This is a genomic window from Paenibacillus sp. BSR1-1 (assembly GCF_030403775.1).
GTDB lineage: Bacteria > Bacillota > Bacilli > Bacillales > Cytobacillaceae > Neobacillus.
In genome coordinates, this window is sequence record NZ_JAQMWQ010000014.1 from 1 (window position 1) to 23,563 (window position 23,563).

The 23,563-nt window shown below is 40.3% G+C and carries 17 protein-coding genes, 21 tRNA genes and 1 rRNA gene; 34 read left to right on the forward strand and 5 right to left on the reverse strand.

The genetic code is table 11. The features are described 5' to 3' along the window. The 22 genes from rrf to PH210_RS18255 all read left to right on the forward strand — a co-directional run. Positions 1 to 93, forward strand: a 5S ribosomal RNA gene (gene rrf, locus PH210_RS18150); the annotation flags it as partial. Between the two features lie 8 nt (positions 94 to 101). Further along, positions 102 to 177, forward strand: a tRNA-Val gene (locus PH210_RS18155). Between the two features lie 6 nt (positions 178 to 183). Then, positions 184 to 259, forward strand: a tRNA-Thr gene (locus tag PH210_RS18160). Between the two features lie 12 nt (positions 260 to 271). Continuing rightward, positions 272 to 347: transfer RNA gene (locus PH210_RS18165), tRNA-Lys, on the forward strand. Between the two features lie 13 nt (positions 348 to 360). Then, a tRNA-Leu gene (locus PH210_RS18170) sits at positions 361 to 445 on the forward strand. Between the two features lie 14 nt (positions 446 to 459). After that, positions 460 to 534, forward strand: a tRNA-Gly gene (locus tag PH210_RS18175). Between the two features lie 5 nt (positions 535 to 539). Further along, positions 540 to 628 (forward strand) — tRNA-Leu (locus PH210_RS18180). Positions 629 to 665: 37 nt separating this feature from the next. After that, positions 666 to 742 (forward strand) — tRNA-Arg (locus PH210_RS18185). 9 nt (positions 743 to 751) lie between these two features. After that, positions 752 to 828, forward strand: a tRNA-Pro gene (locus PH210_RS18190). Positions 829 to 849: 21 nt separating this feature from the next. Further along, positions 850 to 925: transfer RNA gene (locus tag PH210_RS18195), tRNA-Ala, on the forward strand. An 18-nt stretch (positions 926 to 943) separates the two neighbouring features. Then, positions 944 to 1,020: transfer RNA gene (locus PH210_RS18200), tRNA-Met, on the forward strand. A 26-nt stretch (positions 1,021 to 1,046) separates the two neighbouring features. Further along, positions 1,047 to 1,123: transfer RNA gene (locus tag PH210_RS18205), tRNA-Ile, on the forward strand. Between the two features lie 17 nt (positions 1,124 to 1,140). Continuing rightward, a tRNA-Ser gene (locus tag PH210_RS18210) sits at positions 1,141 to 1,233 on the forward strand. Positions 1,234 to 1,263: 30 nt separating this feature from the next. Continuing rightward, positions 1,264 to 1,337: transfer RNA gene (locus PH210_RS18215), tRNA-Met, on the forward strand. A 3-nt stretch (positions 1,338 to 1,340) separates the two neighbouring features. After that, positions 1,341 to 1,417 (forward strand) — tRNA-Asp (locus PH210_RS18220). Between the two features lie 13 nt (positions 1,418 to 1,430). Next, positions 1,431 to 1,506, forward strand: a tRNA-Phe gene (locus tag PH210_RS18225). 30 nt (positions 1,507 to 1,536) lie between these two features. Continuing rightward, positions 1,537 to 1,612: transfer RNA gene (locus PH210_RS18230), tRNA-His, on the forward strand. A gap of 8 nt (positions 1,613 to 1,620) precedes the next feature. Further along, positions 1,621 to 1,694: transfer RNA gene (locus tag PH210_RS18235), tRNA-Gly, on the forward strand. Positions 1,695 to 1,698: 4 nt separating this feature from the next. Continuing rightward, positions 1,699 to 1,775: transfer RNA gene (locus tag PH210_RS18240), tRNA-Ile, on the forward strand. Between the two features lie 35 nt (positions 1,776 to 1,810). After that, a tRNA-Asn gene (locus PH210_RS18245) sits at positions 1,811 to 1,885 on the forward strand. A 3-nt stretch (positions 1,886 to 1,888) separates the two neighbouring features. Beyond that, a tRNA-Ser gene (locus PH210_RS18250) sits at positions 1,889 to 1,979 on the forward strand. A 16-nt stretch (positions 1,980 to 1,995) separates the two neighbouring features. Next, a tRNA-Glu gene (locus tag PH210_RS18255) sits at positions 1,996 to 2,067 on the forward strand. A gap of 720 nt (positions 2,068 to 2,787) precedes the next feature. Here the strand turns inward: PH210_RS18255 and PH210_RS18260 are convergent. Further along, positions 2,788 to 3,687 (reverse strand): nuclease-related domain-containing protein, encoded by a 900-nt coding sequence (locus PH210_RS18260; RefSeq protein WP_289987552.1) that lies wholly within the window; start codon positions 3,685 to 3,687, stop codon positions 2,788 to 2,790. A gap of 472 nt (positions 3,688 to 4,159) precedes the next feature. On the opposite strand from PH210_RS18260, the gene glgB reads away from it, so the two are divergent. From glgB to PH210_RS18285, 5 genes are all read left to right on the forward strand, one after another. Further along, positions 4,160 to 6,100 (forward strand): 1,4-alpha-glucan branching protein GlgB, encoded by a 1,941-nt coding sequence (gene glgB, locus PH210_RS18265; protein ID WP_289987553.1) that lies wholly within the window; start codon positions 4,160 to 4,162, stop codon positions 6,098 to 6,100. After that, complete coding sequence (locus PH210_RS18270; protein ID WP_289987554.1) at positions 6,042 to 7,187, forward strand: glucose-1-phosphate adenylyltransferase; 1,146 nt, start codon at positions 6,042 to 6,044, stop codon at positions 7,185 to 7,187. Before glgB ends, PH210_RS18270 begins: the two co-directional genes overlap by 59 nt. A 73-nt stretch (positions 7,188 to 7,260) precedes the next feature. Then, positions 7,261 to 8,292: a GlgC family sugar phosphate nucleotidyltransferase gene (locus PH210_RS18275; protein WP_289987555.1), complete on the forward strand. Its 1,032-nt coding sequence runs from the start codon at positions 7,261 to 7,263 to the stop codon at positions 8,290 to 8,292. Further along, entirely contained in the window at positions 8,289 to 9,740 is a 1,452-nt protein-coding gene (gene glgA, locus PH210_RS18280; protein WP_289987557.1) for a glycogen synthase GlgA, read from the forward strand. The genes PH210_RS18275 and glgA overlap by 4 nt, the downstream gene beginning before the upstream one ends. Further along, complete coding sequence (locus tag PH210_RS18285; protein WP_289987559.1) at positions 9,730 to 12,123, forward strand: glycogen/starch/alpha-glucan phosphorylase; 2,394 nt, start codon at positions 9,730 to 9,732, stop codon at positions 12,121 to 12,123. Before glgA ends, PH210_RS18285 begins: the two co-directional genes overlap by 11 nt. Before the next feature lie 35 nt (positions 12,124 to 12,158). Here PH210_RS18285 and PH210_RS18290 read toward each other — a convergent pair whose 3' ends face one another. After that, a complete protein-coding gene (locus PH210_RS18290; RefSeq protein WP_289987561.1) occupies positions 12,159 to 13,097 on the reverse strand; it encodes a 1,4-dihydroxy-2-naphthoate polyprenyltransferase in 939 nt (312 codons plus the stop codon). A gap of 338 nt (positions 13,098 to 13,435) precedes the next feature. On the opposite strand from PH210_RS18290, the gene PH210_RS18295 reads away from it, so the two are divergent. The 6 genes from PH210_RS18295 to menC all read left to right on the forward strand — a co-directional run bounded on the left by PH210_RS18295 (position 13,436) and on the right by menC (position 21,130). Further along, positions 13,436 to 14,842 carry an isochorismate synthase gene (locus PH210_RS18295; RefSeq protein ID WP_289987562.1) on the forward strand — a complete coding sequence of 469 codons (1,407 nt, stop codon included), beginning with the start codon at positions 13,436 to 13,438 and terminating at the stop codon, positions 14,840 to 14,842. Next, the gene (menD, locus tag PH210_RS18300) at positions 14,839 to 16,590 is read left to right on the forward strand and encodes a 2-succinyl-5-enolpyruvyl-6-hydroxy-3-cyclohexene-1-carboxylic-acid synthase (protein ID WP_289987563.1); all 1,752 of its coding nucleotides are present in this window, start codon (positions 14,839 to 14,841) and stop codon (positions 16,588 to 16,590) included. The genes PH210_RS18295 and menD overlap by 4 nt, the downstream gene beginning before the upstream one ends. Beyond that, a complete protein-coding gene (gene menH / locus PH210_RS18305; RefSeq protein WP_289987565.1) occupies positions 16,587 to 17,441 on the forward strand; it encodes a 2-succinyl-6-hydroxy-2,4-cyclohexadiene-1-carboxylate synthase in 855 nt (284 codons plus the stop codon). Before menD ends, menH begins: the two co-directional genes overlap by 4 nt. After that, a complete protein-coding gene (gene menB, locus PH210_RS18310; protein ID WP_289987567.1) occupies positions 17,413 to 18,231 on the forward strand; it encodes a 1,4-dihydroxy-2-naphthoyl-CoA synthase in 819 nt (272 codons plus the stop codon). The genes menH and menB overlap by 29 nt, the downstream gene beginning before the upstream one ends. Positions 18,232 to 18,536: 305 nt before the next feature. Beyond that, positions 18,537 to 20,024, forward strand: a complete 1,488-nt coding sequence (locus PH210_RS18315) for an o-succinylbenzoate--CoA ligase (RefSeq protein WP_289987568.1) — start codon at positions 18,537 to 18,539, stop codon at positions 20,022 to 20,024. Continuing rightward, positions 20,021 to 21,130: an o-succinylbenzoate synthase gene (menC, locus tag PH210_RS18320; protein ID WP_289987570.1), complete on the forward strand. Its 1,110-nt coding sequence runs from the start codon at positions 20,021 to 20,023 to the stop codon at positions 21,128 to 21,130. Before PH210_RS18315 ends, menC begins: the two co-directional genes overlap by 4 nt. 44 nt (positions 21,131 to 21,174) lie before the next feature. On the opposite strand, the gene PH210_RS18325 is transcribed toward menC, so the two are convergent. Then, positions 21,175 to 21,333 (reverse strand): DUF1540 domain-containing protein, encoded by a 159-nt coding sequence (locus PH210_RS18325; RefSeq protein WP_223595781.1) that lies wholly within the window; start codon positions 21,331 to 21,333, stop codon positions 21,175 to 21,177. Positions 21,334 to 21,593: 260 nt separating this feature from the next. Next, positions 21,594 to 22,532, reverse strand: a complete 939-nt coding sequence (locus PH210_RS18330) for a metal ABC transporter solute-binding protein, Zn/Mn family (protein WP_289987573.1) — start codon at positions 22,530 to 22,532, stop codon at positions 21,594 to 21,596. Between the two features lie 215 nt (positions 22,533 to 22,747). On the opposite strand from PH210_RS18330, the gene PH210_RS18335 reads away from it, so the two are divergent. After that, positions 22,748 to 23,320 carry a beta-class carbonic anhydrase gene (locus PH210_RS18335; protein ID WP_289987575.1) on the forward strand — a complete coding sequence of 191 codons (573 nt, stop codon included), beginning with the start codon at positions 22,748 to 22,750 and terminating at the stop codon, positions 23,318 to 23,320. Here the strand turns inward: PH210_RS18335 and yidD are convergent. Next, the gene (yidD, locus tag PH210_RS18340; protein WP_289987577.1) at positions 23,317 to 23,544 is read right to left on the reverse strand and encodes a membrane protein insertion efficiency factor YidD; all 228 of its coding nucleotides are present in this window, start codon (positions 23,542 to 23,544) and stop codon (positions 23,317 to 23,319) included. The genes PH210_RS18335 and yidD overlap by 4 nt on opposite strands. Positions 23,545 to 23,563 lie beyond the last annotated feature (19 nt).

The following is a 23,563-nucleotide window of genomic DNA, read 5'->3' on the forward strand; positions in this document are numbered from 1 at the left end:
ACACCCGTTCCCATACCGAACACGGAAGTTAAGCTTCTCAGCGCCGATGGTAGTTGGGGCACGCGCCCCTGTGAGAGTAGGACGTTGCCAGGCTGTTATTTGGAGGATTAGCTCAGCTGGGAGAGCATCTGCCTTACAAGCAGAGGGTCGGCGGTTCGATCCCGTCATCCTCCACCATAATTTGCCGGTTTAGCTCAATTGGTAGAGCAACTGACTTGTAATCAGTAGGTTGGGGGTTCAAGTCCTCTAGCCGGCACCACTTTTTTAGGATGAGCCATTAGCTCAGTTGGTAGAGCATCTGACTTTTAATCAGAGGGTCGAAGGTTCGAGTCCTTCATGGCTCACCATTTAAATGAATATGCGGGTGTGGCGGAATTGGCAGACGCACCAGACTTAGGATCTGGCGCCGCAAGGCGTGGGGGTTCGACTCCCTTCACCCGCACCATTTAGATTAATAATGCGGAAGTAGTTCAGTGGTAGAACACCACCTTGCCAAGGTGGGGGTCGCGGGTTCGAATCCCGTCTTCCGCTCCATGATTGCCGGGGTGGCGGAACTGGCAGACGCACAGGACTTAAAATCCTGCGGTAGGTGACTACCGTACCGGTTCGATTCCGGTCCTCGGCACCATTGCTTTTTATAATAACAAATTTAGTTTCAACATAATGCGCCCGTAGCTCAATTGGATAGAGCGTCTGACTACGGATCAGAAGGTTATGGGTTCGACTCCTTTCGGGCGCGCCATTTAAAATACGGGAAGTAGCTCAGCTTGGTAGAGCACTTGGTTTGGGACCAAGGGGTCGCAGGTTCGAATCCTGTCTTCCCGACCATTTACTTCTAACTTAATTTTTGGGGCCTTAGCTCAGCTGGGAGAGCGCCTGCTTTGCACGCAGGAGGTCAGCGGTTCGATCCCGCTAGGCTCCACCATAATTCAATAATATATTTGGCGGTGTAGCTCAGCTGGCTAGAGCGTACGGTTCATACCCGTAAGGTCGGGGGTTCGATCCCCTCCGCCGCTACCAAATAATATATTTTAGAACTTCAACTTGGACCTTTAGCTCAGCTGGTTAGAGCAGACGGCTCATAACCGTCCGGTCGTAGGTTCGAGTCCTACAAGGTCCACCAGTAATTTTGTATAATATGGAGGAATACCCAAGTCCGGCTGAAGGGATCGGTCTTGAAAACCGACAGGCGGGTTAAACCGCGCGGGGGTTCGAATCCCTCTTCCTCCGCCATATTATTCTTGAATTAAATATTTTTACCGTCGCGGGGTGGAGCAGTCTGGTAGCTCGTCGGGCTCATAACCCGAAGGTCGCAGGTTCAAATCCTGCCTCCGCAATTCGGTCTGGTAGTTCAGTTGGTTAGAATGCCTGCCTGTCACGCAGGAGGTCGCGGGTTCGAGTCCCGTCCAGACCGCCATTTAAATGGAAATGGCTCAGTAGCTCAGTCGGTAGAGCAAAGGACTGAAAATCCTTGTGTCGGCGGTTCGATTCCGTCCTGAGCCACCATTTATTTAAAATTAAATAACTTTTATTATGGCGATTGTGGCGAAGTGGTTAACGCACCTGATTGTGGTTCAGGCATTCGTGGGTTCGATTCCCATCAGTCGCCCCATGTTATATGCGGGTGTAGTTTAGTGGTAAAACCTCAGCCTTCCAAGCTGATGTTGTGAGTTCGATTCTCATCACCCGCTCCAAAATGGGCCTATAGCTCAGCTGGTTAGAGCGCACGCCTGATAAGCGTGAGGTCGATGGTTCGAGTCCATTTAGGCCCACCAGATTTTTATGTGATAGCAAAGTAACTTAACATTATTCCGCAGTAGCTCAGTGGTAGAGCTATCGGCTGTTAACCGATCGGTCGTAGGTTCGAGTCCTACCTGCGGAGCCATATAGAGAAGTACCCAAGTGGCTCAAGGGGCTCCCCTGCTAAGGGAGTAGGTCGGGTAACCGGCGCGAGGGTTCGAATCCCTTCTTCTCTGCCATATAAATTAAATAATTGGCCCCTTGGTCAAGCGGTTAAGACACCGCCCTTTCACGGCGGTAACACGGGTTCGAATCCCGTAGGGGTCATACAAAAAAACTGATGATATATTGTCATCAGTTTTTTTGTATTTAACATTAGAAATAGCCTGAAAAAATGTTGACAAATGCTGCCCGCATTCCTAGTTCTTCTAAGTTGAATAGTGATTGACTACCATGATGTTCTTGAAGGAAAAACCACACTAAATAACAAGAAGTTGGGCTCAAAGACAGAATGTTAGTGACCAAGCTGCTCAAGAAAAGAAGGAAACTGTCTTTCATAATGAACCTGAAGGATCATTATGCCAGTTCCATAGTGACCGTGCAACTCAAGAAATGAAGGAAACTGTCTTTCATAAAGAGCCTGAAGGACAAAACCACTTAAAAGAGCAGCAACCAGGTCATTATGCCAGTTCCATGGTAACCACTCAGCTCAAGAAAAGAAGGAAACTGTCTTTCATAAAGAGCCTGAAGGACAAAATCACTCAAAAGAGCAGCAACCAGGTCATTATGCCAGTTCCATAGTGACCACTCAGCTCAAGAAAAGAAGGAAACTGTCTTTCATAATGGACCTGAAGGACAAAACCACTTAAAAGAGCAGCAACCAGGTCATTATGCCAGTTCCATAGTGATGACTCAGCTCAAGAAAAGTAGGAAACAGTCTTTCATTAAGGTCTTAAAAGACAAGTCCATCTAATAAATAATAAAAATGTCCTACATAAGTTTTTATGGAGGCATCATCCATTGGAAGAGAAAAAGACATATATTAAGTCATTCGTAAAAGGCCCATTGATGAACCCCGACTATATTAAAGTTTTTACTAAGAATCCTACTTATTCTCTTTTTTGAGGCTATTTTTCCACACCAGTCATGGACAATATTTGTTGTTAATTTCACATTTGGAAAAAGGAGTTTAATTTCATCTACACATTGCAAAACTGCACTTTCTACATTCTCTTCACATCCACATCCATTACAAACTACACTTTTACCTTTGATTGAGTGCGAAAATGAATTGCACCGTCTGCAAGTTTTTCCCTTTTTTAGCCGGTTGTACTCATAATGTGGAATATTCGGAGTTTCAGTTTGATGGAGTGATAGAATTTTGACTGCGAGCTCCTGATGATTATTATTTAACCAGGAAGGCTGTTTATTTAATTTTTTCATGAACCTGTTTAACTGTGCCGGAAAAATAAATGGCGTGTTTGGGGGAACCTGATATAAGGTAAAATGCGAGTTAATAAACACAACATATGCTTCAATAGATAAGTTGCATCCAAGATTTTGAAGTAGTTTTTGTAGCAAGGATTTACTATGTTGCAACTCATCCAAAGGATACCTTATCTCCTTTCCGGAAAATGCCTCTATTCTGTCTGGGTAAAAACAGTAGTTACCTTCATAATTTCTTACTAAGAAAAGATAAATCTTTTGTTGATAAATGATAACAGTGTCAATTTTGAAATGTATACTATTAACCTTAAGCCTCAAATCATTTAAAATGTAGCATTCACTTTGAATCTTCTCTGTCAACAAATCAAACCTTACATGACCTTCATACCCCCTCTCTAGATTTAAATAGCGTGTGTATTCATCCTCTGATAATTCCATTCGTACGTTTAATATTCTAAGCATCTTTAATTCATCTGACTCCCCATGGCCTTTAAATGGCATATCATACGTCCACTCTTTGATAAGAACTCTAACTAAATCATAATAAAAAATCCGTTGCAGTAAAAAGAAAAGTATGAATTTTTTGTTAATATTTGAAATTTTATTTTAGGATAATTTCATGCTAACTAAAACAGTATTGTTATTTTAGAATAATAATAAACACCCCTTATATATAACAGAAAACATTGACAACGCTTACAAATTCAAGATTGTACTAGCACAAGGGATTATCCAATTTTTGAAAAATAAATAATAATTAATGCTTCTTTTCACAAAAAAACTTTATATTTTTTTGTCGAATATCGAAAGATAATTCGTTGTTTCCTGTCGAGTACTGTCGAAAAAAGAAGTATAATGACCGTAATTAGGGGTTATTGTCAGAAAAGATAAAAAAGTTTTACGAGGAATATTATTCATTTGCACTTATAATTGGTTTTTGAAATACATATTTTCAATGGGGATGAGGAGAGCCATGACAGTGAATACATTGTTTCCGACTGATTATCAGCTGCACTTATTTCACGAGGGAAATTTTTTTCAAAGTCATCAGCTTTTTGGCGCTCATATCTTGAAGAATTCCGATAAAGTTTATACACGATTTTGCGTATGGGCCCCGAACGCCGTTCAGGTAAGGCTCACGGGGGATTTTAATAACTGGAATGGTGAAGGGTATGATCTGCAAAAGGTAAATGACGAAGGGGTTTGGATTATCATCATTGATCAAGACCTCGAAGGAAGTGTTTATAAGTATGAAATCTTAACACAAAATGGTGAAACACTGCTTAAAGCTGATCCATTTGCCTTTTATTCTGAATTGCGACCGAACACTGCTTCCATCGTTTATTCCTTAAACAATTATCAATGGCAGGATAACCAATGGATGAATCGGAGAGCAACCCGAAAGCTTTTATCCGAGCCTGCCGTCATCTATGAAGTTCACTTAGGTTCTTGGAGGAAAAAACTCAATGGTGATTTCCTTACCTATAAGGAACTTGCTTCAGAGCTTATACCTTATGTAATCGAACATGGCTTTACACATATAGAAATTCTACCCCTCGTTGAACACCCTCTCGATGCCTCGTGGGGCTACCAAGGAACAGGGTACTTTTCGGTTACCTCCAGATATGGAACACCCGATGAATTCCGCTATTTTGTAGACCAGTGCCATCAGAATGGTATTGGTGTCATCCTGGATTGGGTTCCAGGTCATTATTGCAAGGATGCCCACGGGTTATACCGTTTTGACGGAGCACATATTTATTCCTACCATAATGATGGTGATAGGGAAAATCCGGTATGGGGAACAGCCAACTTTGACCTCGGAAAAGGTGAGGTGCAAAGCTTCCTCATTTCAAACGCCATGTTTTGGATGGATTATTTCCATATTGATGGCTTTCGTATGGATGCAGTAGCCAATATCATTTATTGGCCGAATGGTACGAGTGAAAATCCCTTTGGAATTAACTTTTTAAAAAAATTAAATCAAGAAGTTCACGAATATGATCCGCATTTTTTAATGATCGGTGAGGACTCTACAGATTTCCCTGATGTTACTGCCCCAGTCAGCCACGGCGGCTTGGGATTTGATTATAAATGGAATATGGGCTGGATGAATGACATGCTTGAATATATGGAAACTCCGCCCTATTCACGGTCAAAGGTGCATTCTAAAGTGACTTTTTCACTTTTATATGCTTTCCGAGAAAACTTTATGCTCCCGTTTTCACATGATGAAGTAGTTCATGGCAAAAAGTCGCTCTTGGATAAGATGCCGGGAGAATACTGGGAAAAATTTGCCCAGCTGAGGCTTTTACTAGGCTTTATGTTTGCCCACCCAGGAAAGAAATTATTATTTATGGGATTTGAACTAGGACAGTTTGCTGAGTGGAAGGATAAAGAACAACAAGACTGGAACTTATTGGAATATGATATGCACCGCAATTTAAACTCATATGTAAAAGTATTGACGAAGGTTTATAAGCGTTCGAAACCGCTATATGAGCTGGATCATTCGCATGATGGTTTTGAATGGATTGATGTAAATAACAGTGATCAATCGATTTTTTCCTTCATTCGAAAAGGAGAAAAAGAAGAAGATCATTTAGTCATTATTTGTAACTTTACTGGTGTCAGCTACCCGGTTTATAAGATTGGTGTAAATCATCTAGGAGAGTACCGGGAAATTTTAAATAGTGATCAACAAGAATATGGCGGAGCAGGATTGATTAATAAAAAGACAATCATGTCGTTAGAGGAACCGTTTCATGGTAAACCATATTCCATCAACTTAACAATTGCACCATTTGGTTTTCATATCATCAGACCGGTTAAAAAACGAAAGGAGAGAAAAGGAAATGGCAAAGAAAAAGTGCGTAGCCATGCTATTGGCAGGGGGAAAAGGAAGCAGACTTAATTCGCTGACAAAGGATTTAGCGAAACCTGCTGTACCATTTGGAGGGAAATACCGAATCATTGATTTTACTTTAAGTAATTGTGCAAATTCTGGCATTGATACAGTTGGCGTTTTAACTCAATATCAGCCGCTTTTGTTAAATTCATATATTGGGATTGGCAGTGCCTGGGACCTTGACCGAAAGGATGGAGGGGTAACTGTTTTACCACCTTACGCTGAGTCTTCCGAAGTCAAGTGGTATACAGGAACAGCAAGTGCAATTTATCAAAATCTGAATTACCTGAAGCAATACCAGCCGGATTATGTATTAATTCTCTCAGGCGATCATATTTACAAAATGAATTATGAAAACATGCTCGAATACCATATTGAAAAAAGGGCAGATGTCTCGATTTCCTTGATTGAGGTTCCATGGGCAGAAGCCAGCCGGTTCGGAATTATGAATACGAACGAGGATATGAGAATCGTAGAATTTGAGGAAAAACCAAGTGAGCCAAAAAATAATTTAGCATCGATGGGCATTTATATTTTTAGCTGGAATATACTGAAAGAATATTTAGAAATGGATGCTCGGAATCCAGAATCCAGCCATGATTTTGGTAAGGATGTCATTCCGCTTCTTTTAGAAGAAAACAAGAAGCTTTATGCTTATCCGTTTAAAGGCTATTGGAAGGACGTTGGAACAGTTCAAAGCCTTTGGGAAGCGAATATGGATCTATTAAACGAAGAATGCGATTTAGATCTATTTGATCATGATTGGAGAATCTATTCTGTTAATCCAAATCAACCGCCTCAATATATTTCACAGGATGCGATTGTAAAAGAGTCGCTCATAAACGAAGGATGTACGATTGAAGGGGAAATAGATAAATCGGTTCTTTTCCAAGGGGTAACAGTTGGAAAAGGCTCTTCCATTAAAGAATCAGTTATTATGCCAGATGCTGTCATTGGAAATAACTGCTTGATTGAAAAGGCGATTGTTCCTTGTGATGTGCAAGTGCCGGACGGGACTGTCATTCGTTCCTTCGATGATGAAATTATACTAGTGACCCAAGAAATGCTTAGCGGGTTATATCCTGCATATTAATTGTCTAGAACAATCACAGTGGTGCCAGGAGAGAAACAGTAATTCTTATTAGAAATCAGGAGGGACTATAGCCGTGAAAAGAAAGCTATTAGGCGTCATTGATGCCACCACATACCATGAGGATTTGGAAGATTTATTAACGCACCGTTCACTGGCAGCACTGCCGTTTGCAGGCCGGTATCGCATCATTGATTTTGTACTTTCGAATATGGTCAATTCTGGTATTCGAAGTGTGGCAATTTTTCCAAAAATGCAATATCGCTCCTTAATGGATCACTTGGGGTCCGGAAAAAATTGGGATTTAAACCGAAAACGTGATGGACTATTCTTCTTCCCATCACCGATTGTTGATAATGACGGAAATAAAATAGGGTCGTTTGAACATTTTGCGGCCAATATGGACTTTTTTAAGCGAAGCACGCAAGAATATGCCATCATCTCCAATTGCTATACGGTTTTTAATATGGACTTTAGACCAATTCTTGACTGGCATCGCCATTCTTCCTGTGATATTACCGAAATCCATCATGAAAATGGCAGTTCAATGGAAATGTATTTAATTAAAACCTCACTTTTAATAGAATTGCTTGAAACGAGAAACGAGACAGGTTACACCTGTATGAGAGACGTTGTTCAAGATTTCGATCATCAGTACACAGTATGCCACTATGATTACAACGGATATGCCGTCATGATAGATTCAATTGAAAACTATTTTTCAACGAGCATGAATTTACTTAAGACAGATGTCTGGAAGCAATTATTTTTGAAAGACAGCCCGATTTTTACGAAGGTTAAGGATGAGCCGCCAACGAAATACGTTAAAGGATCCTTGGTAAAAAATGCAATGATTGCAAACGGGTGTGTAATCAGTGGAACAGTGGAAAACAGTATTATCTCCCGTGGTGTTAAAATTGGGAAGGGTGCAGTCATTAAAAACTGCATTATCATGCAGAAATGCCAAATAGAAGATAACTGCTATTTAGATTCCGTTATTTTAGATAAAGATGTAAAAATAGAAGCCGGTACACATTTAACTGGAAGTGCCCGTTCCCCTTTTGTAGTACGTAAAGGGATGAAGCAAGGAGCGTTGATGAACTCGTGAAAGTATTATTTGCCGTGTCAGAATGCGGACCATTTGCTAAATCGGGAGGTCTTGCAGATGTTGCAGGATCCCTTCCAAAGGAATTAAAAAGTCTGGGAACCGATGTTAGGGTTATTCTCCCTAAATACGGAACCATTTCTGATGATTATAAGAATGAAATGAAAAAAGTAAAGGAATTCACTGTTCAGGTAGGCTGGAGAAATCAATATTGCGGTATAGAGGAGCTCACCCATCAAGGAGTAACCTTCTATTTTGTCGATAATGAATACTATTTTAAAAGAGAAGGTTTGTATGGGTATTATGACGATGGTGAACGATTTGCTTATTTCAATCGCGCTGTCCTGGAAGCAATTGAAGAGCTTAATTTTTTCCCTGATGTCCTTCACTGCCATGATTGGCATACAGGAATGATTCCTTATCTTTTGAGATCGGAATATTACAAAAGAAAAGGTTATGGTCTAATCCGAACTGTGTTTACAATTCATAACCTGCAGTTCCAAGGAATCTTTCCAAAAGAAGTTTTGGGAGATTTACTTGGAATGGATTATCAATCCTTCCATCCAGATCACTTAGAGTTTTTTGGGAATGTCAACTTTATGAAGGGGGCACTCGTTGCAGCCGATACCATTACAACAGTTAGCCCAACCTATAAAAGTGAAATCCAAACGCCAACCTATGGTGAAAAGCTGGAAGGCCTTTTAAAAGCGCGAAATGAAGACCTCTTGGGGATCTTAAATGGAATTGATGATGAATTCTATAATCCAGCAAATGACCCTTTGATTTTTCAAACCTATTCAGTTAATAATCCTGAAAAAAAAGTGATTAATAAAAGAGAGATTCAAAAGCTATTCGGCTTATCACAATCCGCCAATACGCCTTTAATGGTAATGATTTCACGGCTGACTAAACAAAAAGGGCTGGATCTTATCAAATGTGTCCTTAGAGAAATTCTGCAAGAGGATATTCAAGTTATAATTCTTGGCACAGGTGACTATGATAATGAGGAACATTTAAGGCAGGCTGCCCGTATCTACCCAGAGAAATTAAAGGTGCATACAGGCTTTGATGAAGGGCTTGCACATAAGATTTATGCTGCGGCAGACTTATTCCTAATGCCTTCTCTGTTTGAACCATGTGGACTAGGACAGTTGATTGCAATGAAATACGGTGCGATTCCGATTGTTCGTGAGACGGGCGGCTTAAACGATACCGTAAAATCCTGGAATGAAGTCACAGGGGAAGGAAATGGCTTTTCCTTCCGTAATTTCAATGCCCATGATATGCTTTACACGATTAGAAGAGCTTTAAGCTTTTACCATGATCGTGAAGCTTGGGAATCCCTTGTTAAACAGGCGATGGAAATGGATTTTAGCTGGGCCCAATCAGCATTTAGTTATAACCAGCTGTATGCAGAGCTTATCACTAGGAGTGAAACCCATGTTTTCTAATAAGTCCGAGTTTAAAGAATCCTTTTTAAATAGACTTGAAATGGTATGCGGAAAAAGCTTCTCGGAAAGTACAGCGAGAGATCACTACCAAACACTCGGAAATATGATCCGCGAATTTGTCAGCAATGATTGGATTGCCACCAATGAACGTTATCATGCGGCAAAGGGCAAGCAAGTTTATTACCTTTCGATTGAGTATTTATTAGGAAAATTGCTAAGGCAGAATTTAATTAACCTTGGGATTGAGGAAATCGTTCAGGATGGCCTTCAGCAATTGGGGATTGATTTGAGCGGGCTTGAAGATTTAGAAGCAGATGCAGGCTTAGGGAATGGCGGTTTAGGAAGATTAGCCGCCTGTTTTTTAGATTCACTTGCGTCGCTAAATTTGCCTGGACACGGCCACGGTATACGGTACAAACATGGCCTTTTTGAACAGAAAATTGTAGATGGCTATCAAGTCGAATTGCCTGAGCAATGGCTGCGGAGCGGAAATGTATGGGAAATCCGCAAGGCTGATTTGGCCGTTAAGATTCCTTTTTGGGGCAAGGTCGAAGTGAGGATGGAAAATGGGCGTCACGTGTTTCAACATTTGAATGCCGAGACGGTAACCGCTGTTCCTCATGATATGCCTGTAATCGGGTATAAATCAAATACCGTTAACACATTAAGGCTATGGAATGCTGAGCCGGCACAATTTCCGTTTCACGATGATATTTTAAAATACAAACGGGAAACAGAAATGATTTCAGAGTTTTTATATCCAGATGATACCCATGATGATGGGAAAATTTTAAGGCTCAAGCAGCAATATTTTTTAGTTTCGGCAAGTCTCCAGTCCATCCTGAAAGCGTATCGAAAACAACATGGTAGTTTACATAGGCTTCATGAAGATGTTTGTATCCATATTAATGATACACACCCAGTACTAGCAATTCCTGAGCTAATGAGGATTTTAATTGATGAAGAGGGCTTGGACTGGGATCAGGCATGGCATATTACGAAAAATACCATCTCTTACACAAATCATACAACCCTGTCAGAAGCATTAGAGAAGTGGCCTATTCATATTTTCCGCCCCTTGCTGCCAAGGATATATATGATTGTGGAGGAAATTAATGAACGCTTTTGCCAGGAGCTTTGGGAGCAGACTCCAGGTAATTGGGAACGGATCAGAAATCTTGCTATATTAGCTGATGATTACGTGAAAATGGCTCATTTAGCAATTGTAGGAAGCTTTAGTGTAAATGGTGTGGCAAAGCTGCATACAGAAATTTTAAAGAAGCGGGAAATGAATCAATTTTATCAACTGTTTCCTGAGAAGTTTAACAATAAAACGAATGGGATTGCCTACCGGCGATGGCTGTTAAAAGCAAATCCAAAATTATCGGCTTTGATTACAGAATCAATAGGTTCCTCTTGGACTTATACGGCAGAAGACCTTGATAAATTACTTAAATATCAAAATGACCAACCATTTTTAGACCAGCTGCAAAAAATTAAAAATGAAAATAAACAAAAGCTGGCGGATGTCATTTTTGATAAAAATGGGGTTACTGTTGATTCAACAGCAATTTTTGATGTTCAGGTAAAACGCCTGCACGCCTATAAGCGTCAGCTTCTGAATGTATTGCACATCATGCATCTTTACAACCGAATTAAAGAGGATTCAAGTTTTACGCTTACCCCAAGAGTGTTTATTTTTGGTGCAAAAGCTTCACCGGGTTATTACTATGCAAAAAAGATTATTAAATTAATTAATGCTGTCGCGGATAAGGTTAATCATGATCCAAAGATTGGAGATAAACTCAAAGTCATTTTCCTTGAGAATTATCGAGTTTCCCTTGCCGAAAAAATCTTTCCTGCAGCGGATGTAAGTGAACAGATTTCGACTGCAAGTAAAGAGGCATCAGGAACAGGAAATATGAAATTTATGATCAATGGAGCACTGACAGTAGGAACCTTAGATGGAGCAAATATTGAAATTCAAGAGCTGGTGGGCGGGGATAATATCTTTACTTTTGGTCTTACAGCAGACGAGGTTCTCCATTACTATCAACATGGCGGGTATCAATCCCTTGAATATTATCATCACGATTATCGTATTCGCCAGGCGGTCGATCAACTCGTGAATGGATTCTTCCCAGATGATCATAATGAATTCGAGCCCATTTTTGATTCTCTTCTTGAAGAAAATGACCAATATTTCGTCTTAAAGGATTTTGCCTCCTATGCAGACATTCAGCGAAAAATAGGGGAAGCCTATCAAGATCAGCTGCATTGGCAAAAAATGAGTTTAACCAATATTGCTCGTGCAGGTTATTTTTCCAGTGACCGGACCATCAAAGAATATGCAAAGGAAATTTGGAAAATTAAATCGTTATAAGAAAAGGCTTCTGCTCGTGAGCAGAAGCCTTTTTATTATGCGAAAAAATGTCCAACGAAAATGCCGATGGCAAGTAAAAATCCAAAAATCGTATTGGTTTGAGCGGTCGCTTTCATTGCGGGCGCCATTTGAATAGGCAGACTATTTTCAATAAAACCTTTTGTAGCTTTAATTGCCTTTGGTGCGCTTAAAATGACAATCGCCACCCATGCAGGAACTACGCCGCCGATAATAAGTCCTAAAACCCATAAATAAGAGAAAATAAACATACCGGCAAGTAAATTAATAGCCTTCTTTTTCCCTAATAGGATGGCTAATGTCTTCCGCCCGTTTTCCTTGTCGTTATCAAGGTCCCGAATGTTATTAGCTAATAAAATTTCACCTACCAGTACCATGCTTGGGATCGATACTAAAATACTGGTACTGTCGACTGTCCCTGTTTGGATAAAGAATGAGATGAGAATAATCAACATTCCCATAAAGAAGCCGGCAAATAATTCTCCAAAAGGTGTATAAGCAATTGGCACAGGGCCTCCGGTATAAAAAAAACCGACAGCCATACAAATAAGTCCAATTAATGCTAACCACCAGCTGCTATTAGCGCATATATAAATTCCTAACAATAGCGCGATTCCATAAAAACTGAATGCAAGAGTCATGACGGTCTTTGGTTTGATTCCATCACGGACAATGGTTCCGCCAATCCCTACAGAATTTTCGTTATCAAGTCCGCGTTTATAATCGAAGTATTCGTTAAACATATTGGTTGCGGCTTGAATGAGTAAACTCGCAATCAACATAGCGATAAATAACCCGTAATGGATTTTGCCAGACTTAAGTGCAAGCGCTGTCCCAAGTAAAACCGGGACGAACGCAGCTGTTAACGTATGAGGACGGGTCATTTGCCACCAAACTTGAAACCCGCGGTTAGATTCGACGACTGGTTTCGAATTTTGCTGTAAATTTGGCTGCATATTGGTCTCTCCCTTATATATTAATTTTATATATCGACAATTTTTTAGGTCTAAAGTTTCTTTCCCACACATAAGTGTATGGAATCAGAGTGGTAGTGTCAATGAATTTTTCCTTTCAAATCTAGAAGATAATACCTTTTGGTTATAATTGAATACTTAGTGGAAAAATAACGAAAAAGTCGTTTACAACCTAATATTGAAATTTTGATATATAATTAGGAATGAATCAGGATGGTAGTGACAAGTATTATTGACTTATTTACAATGAGAGTAGTATCTTTAATAAGGCTTAAAGATGAATGGATAACAGCAATTTTGGCTGTTTTGGAGGGATTTGTTTGGTAACCATTCAAGAAACGGAAATTAAGGAAAGGGGTCTCATCGCGGTTGAGCGGGCGAAAAAACTTAACCGGCCCATTTTAATGAGTGAAGTTTATAAAATGGACACGATTAACCCTTTATCATTTTTTAATTTAGGGAACGAGCGCTATCTGGGTGAACGGTTTTTCTGGAAGGATCCCAAAGACGAATTAGTGCTTGTTGGACTTGGGATAACAAAACAAATTCAGTCGGATCAGGCTACTGACCGCTTTTTTCATGTTGAAAATGAGTGGGAAACCTTTTTAAGGGATAGTATCATTTTTAACCCTTATAAAGAAATTGGTACTGGTCCATTGATGTTCGGTGGGTTTTCTTTTGATCCATACAAAGAAAAAACAGAACTCTGGTCGAAGTACTCTGATTCCTTGTTCCATTTACCCAAATATTTATTAAGTATTATTCAGGGTCAGGCCTATTTAACAACAAATATTGTTTGTACACCAAATGATGATGTTTCATTATTTAATAAAGTGGTTGAGGAAAGGAATCATCTTTTAAATTCTCTGGGGCAGCGCCATCGGACGAAAACAACAATCTTGCTAGAGACAGAAGAGATTTCGCCAGACCAGTGGAAAAAGACAGTTGACACAATCGTACAGGAAGTATCGTCGGGTCCGTTAAAAAAAGTGGTACTAGCTCGGGAGCTTCGACTAACTTTCAATCACGAAATCGAGGCTGAAAAGGTTCTTTATAACTTAAACGATCAGCAGCATGAAAGCTTTATCTTTGCTTTCGAATCAAATGGCGATTGTTTCATCGGCGCTTCACCAGAAAGACTTGTAAAGAAGCAGGGAAATGAAATTTTTTCCACTTGTCTTGCTGGCTCAATTTCACGAGGAGAAACAAATGAAGAGGATAGGCTATTGGGTGAAGAGCTTTTAAAGGATCAAAAGAACCTTATTGAACACCGCTATGTTGTTGAAATGATCAAGGAAGCATTAGAAGAATCATGTGAAAAAGTGATCTTGCCTGAAAAACCTCAACTAATGAAGATTCGAGATATCCAACATTTATACACTCCTGTGATTGGAAAATGTCATCAAGATACTTCTTTATTGCTTTTAGTTGAAAGACTGCACCCAACACCCGCTTTGGGCGGCCTTCCTAAAAGTGAAGCGGTTGAAAAAATAAGACAGGTTGAAGAACTTGATCGAGGTTTTTATGCTGCTCCATTAGGCTGGGTCGATTACCGCAAGAATGGAGAATTCGCCGTTTCCATTCGTTCAGGATTAATTCAAGGAAATGAAGCTTCTTTATTTGCTGGTTGCGGTGTCGTGGCAGATTCGGATTCTGAAAGTGAATATATGGAGACGAGCTTGAAGTTTAGGCCAATGCTTAGGGCCTTTGGAGGACAAATAATATGAGTCATCAAGAATCATTAACTGCATATATTGCGGCCTTTGTAGCAGAGTTAGTCTTCTCTGGTGTCACCGATGTCGTCGTAAGCCCAGGTTCTAGATCGACACCAATGGCGATGGTGATGGCTGAACACCCTGATTTAAAGGTACATATCCATGTGGATGAACGATCTGCTGCTTTTTTTGCGTTAGGAATTGCCAAGATAACAAACAGACCTGTTGCCCTCCTTTGCACGTCAGGCACGGCTGCTGCAAATTATTTTCCGGCTATCGTTGAAGCTCGTTACTCACGAGTCCCGTTGATTGTGCTAACTGCAGACCGGCCCCATGAACTAAGGGAAGTAGGGGCCCCTCAGGCAATTAATCAAATTCATTTGTATGGGCATCATGTCAAATGGTTTGCGGAAATGGCGCTGCCTGAAAAAAGCGATGAGATGATTCGCTACGCTCGGACTTTTTGTGCAAGGGCGGCAGCAGCTGCTACTGCAGCCCCTGCTGGTCCGGTTCATTTGAATTTCCCGTTTCGTGAGCCGCTGATTCCTAAATTGGATGAGGAGATTTTTCATACGAAAGAACGTTCAAATGGATATGTGAAGGTGCTTAACGGTGATTTAACTATTAATGAAGAGTATATTAAAGAAATCGCTGAAAAACTAATGGGAAGAGAAAAAGGAATCATTGTTTGCGGAAACATCGCTGAAGAAGCGTTTGCTAATGCTGTTACCCAACTGGCCGAGGTATTAAAATTTCCGATTTTGGCTGACCCTTTGTCACAACTGCGAAGTGGAAAACACAGCCTTGAACAAATAATTGATGCCTATGATACATTCTTAAGAAACGATGAGGCAAAGTCATTCTTAAAACCGGATGTTGTCATACGGTTTGGATCTATGCCGGTTTCAAAAGCTTTAACGGTTTTCTTAAAAGAAAACCATAGTGCTGATCAATTTGTCATTGATGGAGGCGGTGGCTGGCGCGACCCATCTTCGTTATCGACGGATATGATCTTCTGTAATGAAACCAGTTTTTGCGAAAAGCTTGTTACCTATTTAAAAAGACAGTCACCATCTATGTTCTTAGAAGATTGGAAGAAAGTTAATAAACTTACTAATGAAAATATGGCGCTGGTTCGTGATACTGCTGAATTAAGCGAAGGCAAATTATTTTATCAATTAGCCGAGCTGCTCCCAGATGAAGCTACTATCTTTGTTGGTAATAGTATGCCAATCCGCGATCTAGACAGTTTTTTCTTAAACAATGATAAATCGATTAGGGTTGTTGCGAACAGAGGGGCAAATGGCATTGATGGCACTGTTTCTACTGCTTTAGGTGCAGCTCTATACTCACAGCCATTATATTTAGTTTTAGGGGATTTAACATTTTTCCATGATTTAAATGGCCTGATTGCCGCGAAGCTTTACAATATTGATATTAATATTATTCTGGTAAACAATAATGGCGGCGGAATTTTTTCCTTCCTTCCACAAGCTGAACATCCGAAACATTTTGAACTCCTATTTGGCACAGCCTTAAATATTGAATTTGAACATGCGGTCAAAATGTTTCATGGTGATTATACGAAAATCAAAGATTGGGATCACTTTGAATCGGAAATGAAGATGGCAATGAATTCAAAAGGAATAAAAGTTTTTGAGGTAGCTACAAATAGGGACAGAAATCGAGATGAGCACCGCGAATTTTGGCGTGTGGTTTCCCGGGAAATATCAAATTTTGTCACAGGTGAACATGAATGAAGGTAATTGTCGACAATGTTAAGTATCATGTCGAGAAATCCGGTAGCGGATTTCCGCTGGTAGTGTTACATGGATTTACTGGAGATTCGACGACATGGACTCCTTTTTGTGATCTCTGGGGGACGCATTCCAATTTAATTATTCCCGATATTATCGGCCATGGGAAAACCGATTCGCCAGAAAATAGTAACCGCTACCAAATTGGAAAAGCCGCGAATGATCTGAAAAGCATCCTAGATCATCTGGGCGCCATGCAAGTGGATTTACTTGGCTACTCAATGGGGGGAAGACTTGCCTTAACCTTTGCAGTTCTTTTTCCAGAGAGAGTACGAAATTTAATCCTGGAAAGTGCCTCACCTGGCCTGCAAACGGAAGCAGAACGTGAAACGCGCCGCATGAAAGATGCTGAACTTGCAAATTTTATTAAAGATAAGGGCTTAACGGAATTCGTTGATTATTGGGAAGAGATTCCATTGTTTTCAACGATGAAACGTCTTCCATTAATAATCAAGAAGTCCATTCGGCTTCAACGGTTAAATAACTCACCTCTTGGACTAGCAAATAGTTTAATCGGAATGGGGACAGGCGCTCAGCCTTCTTGGTGGCAAAACCTTAGTCAGCTTTCTTGTGAAGTTCTGCTGGTAACGGGCAGTGAAGATAAAAAGTTTTGTACAATTGCGGAAAAGATGGTGAAGGAGCTTGAAAATGGGTCATGGGTGGTTGTGGAAAACAGCGGCCATGCAATTCATGTGGAGGAACCAGAAAAGTTTGGTACAATAGTAAGTGACTTTTTGTCTCTAAATAAAGAAGGAGGTTTTCATTTTGACAGTAGAATGGGTTCCAGGACGTAAATATGAAGAAATTTTATATGAAACTTATAATGGAATTGCAAAAATCACCATTAACCGTCCACATGTACATAATGCTTTTACACCCAAAACGGTTATGGAGTTGATTGACGCTTTTGCCTACGCACGTGATGATGCAAGTGTTGGAGTGATTGTTTTAACAGGTGCCGGAGAAAAAGCATTCTGTTCAGGTGGGGACCAGAGTGTCCGTGGACACGGTGGATATGTAGGGGAGGACCAGATCCCTCGATTAAACGTTCTAGATCTGCAGCGCTTAATCCGCGTTATTCCTAAACCTGTTGTAGCAATGGTAAAAGGGTATGCAATTGGCGGAGGCCATGTACTACATGTAGTCTGTGATTTAACAATAGCTGCCGATAACGCTGTTTTTGGACAAACAGGTCCGAAGGTTGGAAGCTTTGATGCCGGTTATGGCTCTGGATATTTAGCAAGAATTATTGGACATAAGAAAGCGCGTGAAATTTGGTATTTATGCCGTCAGTACAATGCACAAGAAGCGCTTGACATGGGCTTGGTAAACACTGTTGTTCCTTTAGAACAGGTTGAAGAGGAAACCATTAAATGGTGTGAAGAGATGCTTGAAAAGAGCCCAACTGCACTCCGTTTCATTAAAGCTGCTATGAATGCTGATACGGATGGCTTAGCAGGATTACAACAATTTGCCGGCGATGCGACATTACTTTACTATACAACAGATGAAGCGAAGGAAGGCCGTGACGCCTTTAAAGAAAAGCGTAAGCCTGATTTCGGTCAATTCCCGCGGTTTCCTTGATTTAATGTTTTTAGCTGCAGCTTGATGGATTTCCATCAGGCTGTTTTTTAATAGAAGGCTTTGTTAAAGAACATTGTTGATTTTTAACACTGTTGATTGGAGCGGAAGGCGCGAAGACTCCTGCGGGAGTACGGGACAGGGGAGACCCCGCAGGCGCTGAAAGCGCCGAGGAGGCTCTCCGGCACGCCCGCGGAAAGCGAAGCGCCTGGAGCGCAAATCAACAAACTAGTTTAACAAAGCCTAATAGAAAAGCTTCAGCGCCTAGGCGCTGAAGCTAGACAGTATATAAGGTGGTAAGAGAAATAATGAATGAGAGAATGCCTAATTTTTTAAAAAAGCGCATGTTTTTAACTCCAGATAGAACTGCTGTTTATTTTAAAGATCAGACGGTATCGTTCAAAGAACTTTATGACCGTTCACTTAAGGCTGCAGGACAACTCCAAGGACTTGGTGTACAACAAGATCAATTTATTGGTGTATTGTTAAAGAATCATCTTGATACAGTGGTTATATTATTTGCTCTGCAGCTATTAGGCGTGAAATCGGTCATATTGAATAATCGTTTGACTTCATCTGAACTAGTTTGGCAGTTAAAGGATTCGAAATCCTCTTTTCTTATCCTTGAAGAAGCCTTATCTGACAAAATGAATGAACAAAATCTTCTGATAGGAGCGATAACGAAAGAATCCTTATTTAACCGAAAACCAGAGGTGCCTGTCATCAGGGATGACATCAATCTTGGCGATATTTGTACGATCATGTATACATCAGGAACGACCGGACATCCAAAAGGGGTGATGCAGTCCTATGGAAACCACTGGTGGAGTGCTGTTGGATCTGCTTTAAATTTAGGGGTTAATGATAACGATTGTTGGCTTTGCAGCGTACCTCTTTTTCACATAAGCGGTTTTTCGATCCTGATGCGCAGTGTCATTTATGGAATGCCGATTGTCCTGCATGAAACCTTTGATGCGGAAAAAACGATCAAAGATATAAATGAGAAAAATGTTTCCGTTATGTCGATTGTTGGGACTATGCTGAAAAGAGTAATGGAGACGCTTGGAGCAGAAAGGCTTCCTGGCCATTTTCGCTGTATGCTGCTAGGTGGCGGCCCTGCACCGCTGCCATTGCTAGTAGCATGTACTGAAAAAGAGATTCCGGTTTTTCAAACCTACGGAATGACAGAATCCTCCTCCCAAATCGTCACGCTTGCACCAGAATATAGCTTAACTAAGCTTGGTTCGGCAGGAAAACCTTTATTCCCTTCGGAAATCCGAATCGAAGGTGAAGAGGGGGGAGCAGCTCAAGCTGGTGTGGCCGGTGAAATCATCATTAAGGGGCCAAATGTGACTGCAGGTTATCTAAATCGCCCGGATGCCACGGCAGAAAAAATACGGGACGGCTGGCTATATACAGGTGATATTGGCTACTTAGATGAAGACGGCTTTTTATATGTCTTAGATCGGCGCTCCGATTTAATTATTTCAGGCGGCGAGAATATTTATCCCGCAGAAATTGAAGCCGTTTTATTGTCTCATCCTAGCGTTCAAGATGCCGGTGTCATCGGTATTGACAATGAGCAATGGGGACAAGTGCCAGTTGCCTTTTTAGTAACCAAAGAGGGGGATTATCCTTCTGAAGAAGCACTAAGGCAATTTTGTGGAGAACGGCTGGCAAAGTATAAAGTTCCTAAGGCTTTTTATTTTATAGAGAAGATGCCAAGAAATGCGGCAAAAAAATTACTTAGAAGAAATCTTAAGGAATGGCTGATTGAGGGCAGGGCTGATAGATGAAAATTTCGACTGTAGAGCTATTTATTATTCAAATGCCTTTAAAATCTCCTTTTCAAACTCATTTAGGGTCTGTACATGAACGTGAAGGCATCATCGTAAAAGTTACGAATAAAGAAGGCATATCTGGTTTTGGCGAGGGAGTAGCCTTTTCATCGCCATGGTACACAGAGGAAACAGTGGCAACGTGTATGCATATGTTACAGGACTTTTTGATTCCATTGCTGCAAAAACACCCGATTCAGCATCCGGATGAGGCATCTGTTCTTTTCAACAAATCGCTGAGAAGAAATAATATGGCGAAGGCTGCCTTAGAGATGTCACTATGGGATTTATATGCCAAGACTGGGTCACAGCCTTTATCAAAAATGTTAGGCGGTACACTGACACGGATCCCATCAGGTGTAGTAGTTGCTACAGATTCGACTGCTAAAGCGCTAAGGCAAATTGAGCAATACCTTCAAGAGGGTTACCAAAGGATTAAAGTAAAAATTAATCCAAATCAGGATTATTCCTTTTTAGCAGACATCAGACGGCATTATCCGGATTTGCCGATTATGGCTGATGCTAATTCCGCTTATTCATTAAAGGATATGGACCGACTAAAAGCCTTAGATGAATGGAATTTATTGATGATTGAGCAGCCGCTTGCTCATGATGATCTAATCGAACACGCAATACTGCAAAAAGAAATCAAAACACCTATTTGTTTGGACGAAAGTATTGTGTCCTTCGAGGATGCCAGAAAGGCGATTGAGTTTGGCAGCTGCAAGGTTATTAATATTAAAGCGGGGCGTATTGGAGGTCTCTCGGAAGCAAAACGAATCCATGATTATTGCTTTGATCGAGGTATTCCCGTATGGTGTGGGGGAATGATTGAATTTGGCATTTCCCGCGCCCATAATATTGCGCTTGCGTCGCTGCCTGGCTTCACAATTCCAGGGGACATTTCTGCTTCAAGCAGGTTTTGGGATGAAGACATTATCAGCCCAGAAGTGATCGTACAAAATGGAGAAATAGCTGTACCCGAGGTTCCGGGAATCGGATATCAAATAAATGAAAAACGCCTTCAGGAGACGTCACTTTCGCAAAGAATATTTAGATTTTAATATAAAAAATAAACCAGGCATGATTGCCTGGTTCATTTTTTATATTAGAGATCGCCCGGTTCAAAGGTTTTACAATCAGTTTCTTGACTATTATCAGCCGTTTTCCCTTTGTGGCTGACAACATAGATACTCTCTGCGCTGCATTTATTTCCCTTTGCCCAAAACGTACAGTTATTAACTTCACATAAAACATCTTGTGCCATTCGTATCACTCCTTATTATTTCGGTAATACAGATATAGCATTTGATGATCTTAAGCAGTACATGCCTGTAAGTGTCAGGGAATATAGGTAATTAATTATGGCTATTTTCGCAAAGATTGTTGTTTTCTTATAAGTTCATCTACCCGTAAAACTATATTCTTCGTGGCATCTTTTCGTAAGAGCATTTGCGAAAATTGCCTAGGAACTTTGTAAATGACTCTTAATAAGTTTCAAAAGCAATAAAGCTTACGAAAAGAGCCTTAATTATTTAATGCAGTTTTTAATGTATCAAGGTTCTTTTTCATTAAGGAAAAATAAGTTTCTTTGTTCTTGATGTTTTCTTTGGTTAAGATGGCTAGGTTATGAATCGGTAAAGCTCTGGCCCCAATTTCCTCTTGGACAATTTTACCTAGCTTCGATTGAACGTTTTGTTCAAAAAGAATGTAATGTAATCCTTCATGGTCTGCTACGGAAATTATTTTTTCTAATTCTTTTTGGGTTGGTTCATTGGTAGTGGAAAGTCCGGAAATGCTAATTTGTTCGATTCCATAGCGTTGCTCCCAATAGCCAAATGCAGCATGAGTCACAATGATTTTTTTATGCTTGGCGGTTGAAATGGTTTTCTCATATTGGCCATTTAGTTCGTCTAACTGAGCTGCAAGTGTCTGATAATTTTTATCAAAAAGCTCTTTTTGCTTGGGCATTTTTTTCACCAGGTTATCACGAATAACGGCAGCCATTTTCTTTGAATAAATCGGATCTAGCCACACATGGGGATTAACATCGCCATGTTGGTGTCCGTCTTCATCTCCGTCTTCATGAGCTCCATTATCTTTTGGCAGCTGAAGTTTGTCTGCTGTTGCTACTAAAGATACATTTTCGTTTTTCAAGGTGCCTTTTGCTTTTTCTACAAAGCCCTCCAGCCCTAAACCAATGTAGAAAAATAAGTCTGAATCAGCGAGATTCATCATATCCTTTTGCGATGGTTCAAAGGTATGTTCATCTGCCCCAGGAGGATAGATGGTTTTTACGTCAACATATTTGCCGCCAATTTGTTCAGTAAAATATTGAAGTGGGAATACTGTTGTATAGATGGTTAACTGGTCCTTATTTTTTTGGACCGGTTTTTCATTAGAACAGGCAGATAAGAACAGGCTTAATGGAATTAGAAAAGAAAGGAAAAGAATAAATTTTTTCATAAAAGCTCCTTTGAAAATATGTTATAAATCGGATTAATTACGATTTGTTGTCGAAAAATTTTTAGCATTCAGAATAAAAATAAGTGCATAATACGGAACGATTACGATTTCCATATGTATCTTACAAAAAAATTAGCCTATTTGCAAGTAAAAAATTTGTTTCAAACACAATAGATAGGTATGCTTATAAGTAGAAAAAGAAAGGTGGGAATTATATGAATAACACATCATTATTAAATGACATTCTAGTCCATAATCAGAAATTCGTAGAAGACCACGAATATGAAAAGTATGAAACCACGAAATTTCCGAATAAAAAAATGGTCATTTTAACTTGTATGGATACAAGGCTGCTTGAATTATTACCGAAGGCTTTAAATCTTGGAAATGGCGATGCGAAAATCATCAAGAATGCTGGTGCCCTTGTGTCACATCCATTTGGCAGTATCATGCGCAGTATTCTTATTGCGGTTTATCAGCTGCAGGCTAAAGAAGTTATGGTTATAGCTCATCACGATTGCGGAATGAGCGGTTTAAAAGCGGATCCGGTTATAAACAGTATGATCGAACGAGGAATTCCTGAAAAAACACTTGATACTCTAACCTACTCAGGTATCGACATTAAACAGTGGCTTCATGGTTTTGATAATGTAACAGAAAGTGTCAGCCATAGTGTTGATATCATCAAAAACCATCCGCTTATGCCGGAAGGAGTTCCTGTTCATGGCCTTGTCATAGATCCGAAGACCGGAAAATTAGATCTAATTGTCAATGGGTATGAGAATTAATGTTTGTGCTTTTCAGGCACCGGGTCAATACCGCCAGGATGAAAAGGATGGCATTTCAATATCCTTTTTATGGTGAGATATCCGCCTTTTAAAGCCCCAAAGCGCTGTACAGCTTCAAGTCCATAATGCGAGCAGGTAGGATAAAAGCGGCAAGTCGGGGGCTTTAAAGGTGAGATTACGTTTTGATAAAAGCGAATCAGTGCAATAAATGCTTTTTTTAACATTTTGGTCGCTCCTCATTAA

Bases quoted from the DNA above. Each gene is read 5' to 3' on its own strand.
- PH210_RS18335 (WP_289987575.1), top strand. From the start codon at position 22,748: ATGAATAACACATCATTATTAAATGACATTCTAGTCCATAATCAGAAA.
- menH (WP_289987565.1), top strand. From the start codon at position 16,587: ATGAAGGTAATTGTCGACAATGTTAAGTATCATGTCGAGAAATCCGGT.
- PH210_RS18285 (WP_289987559.1), top strand. From the start codon at position 9,730: ATGTTTTCTAATAAGTCCGAGTTTAAAGAATCCTTTTTAAATAGACTT.
- menC (WP_289987570.1), top strand. From the start codon at position 20,021: ATGAAAATTTCGACTGTAGAGCTATTTATTATTCAAATGCCTTTAAAA.
- PH210_RS18330 (WP_289987573.1), bottom strand. From the start codon at position 22,532: ATGAAAAAATTTATTCTTTTCCTTTCTTTTCTAATTCCATTAAGCCTG.
- menD (WP_289987563.1), top strand. From the start codon at position 14,839: ATGAGTCATCAAGAATCATTAACTGCATATATTGCGGCCTTTGTAGCA.
- PH210_RS18290 (WP_289987561.1), bottom strand. From the start codon at position 13,097: ATGCAGCCAAATTTACAGCAAAATTCGAAACCAGTCGTCGAATCTAAC.
- PH210_RS18260 (WP_289987552.1), bottom strand. From the start codon at position 3,687: ATGCCATTTAAAGGCCATGGGGAGTCAGATGAATTAAAGATGCTTAGA.
- PH210_RS18270 (WP_289987554.1), top strand. From the start codon at position 6,042: ATGGCAAAGAAAAAGTGCGTAGCCATGCTATTGGCAGGGGGAAAAGGA.
- glgB (WP_289987553.1), top strand. From the start codon at position 4,160: ATGACAGTGAATACATTGTTTCCGACTGATTATCAGCTGCACTTATTT.
- PH210_RS18315 (WP_289987568.1), top strand. From the start codon at position 18,537: ATGAATGAGAGAATGCCTAATTTTTTAAAAAAGCGCATGTTTTTAACT.
- yidD (WP_289987577.1), bottom strand. From the start codon at position 23,544: ATGTTAAAAAAAGCATTTATTGCACTGATTCGCTTTTATCAAAACGTA.
- PH210_RS18325 (WP_223595781.1), bottom strand. From the start codon at position 21,333: ATGGCACAAGATGTTTTATGTGAAGTTAATAACTGTACGTTTTGGGCA.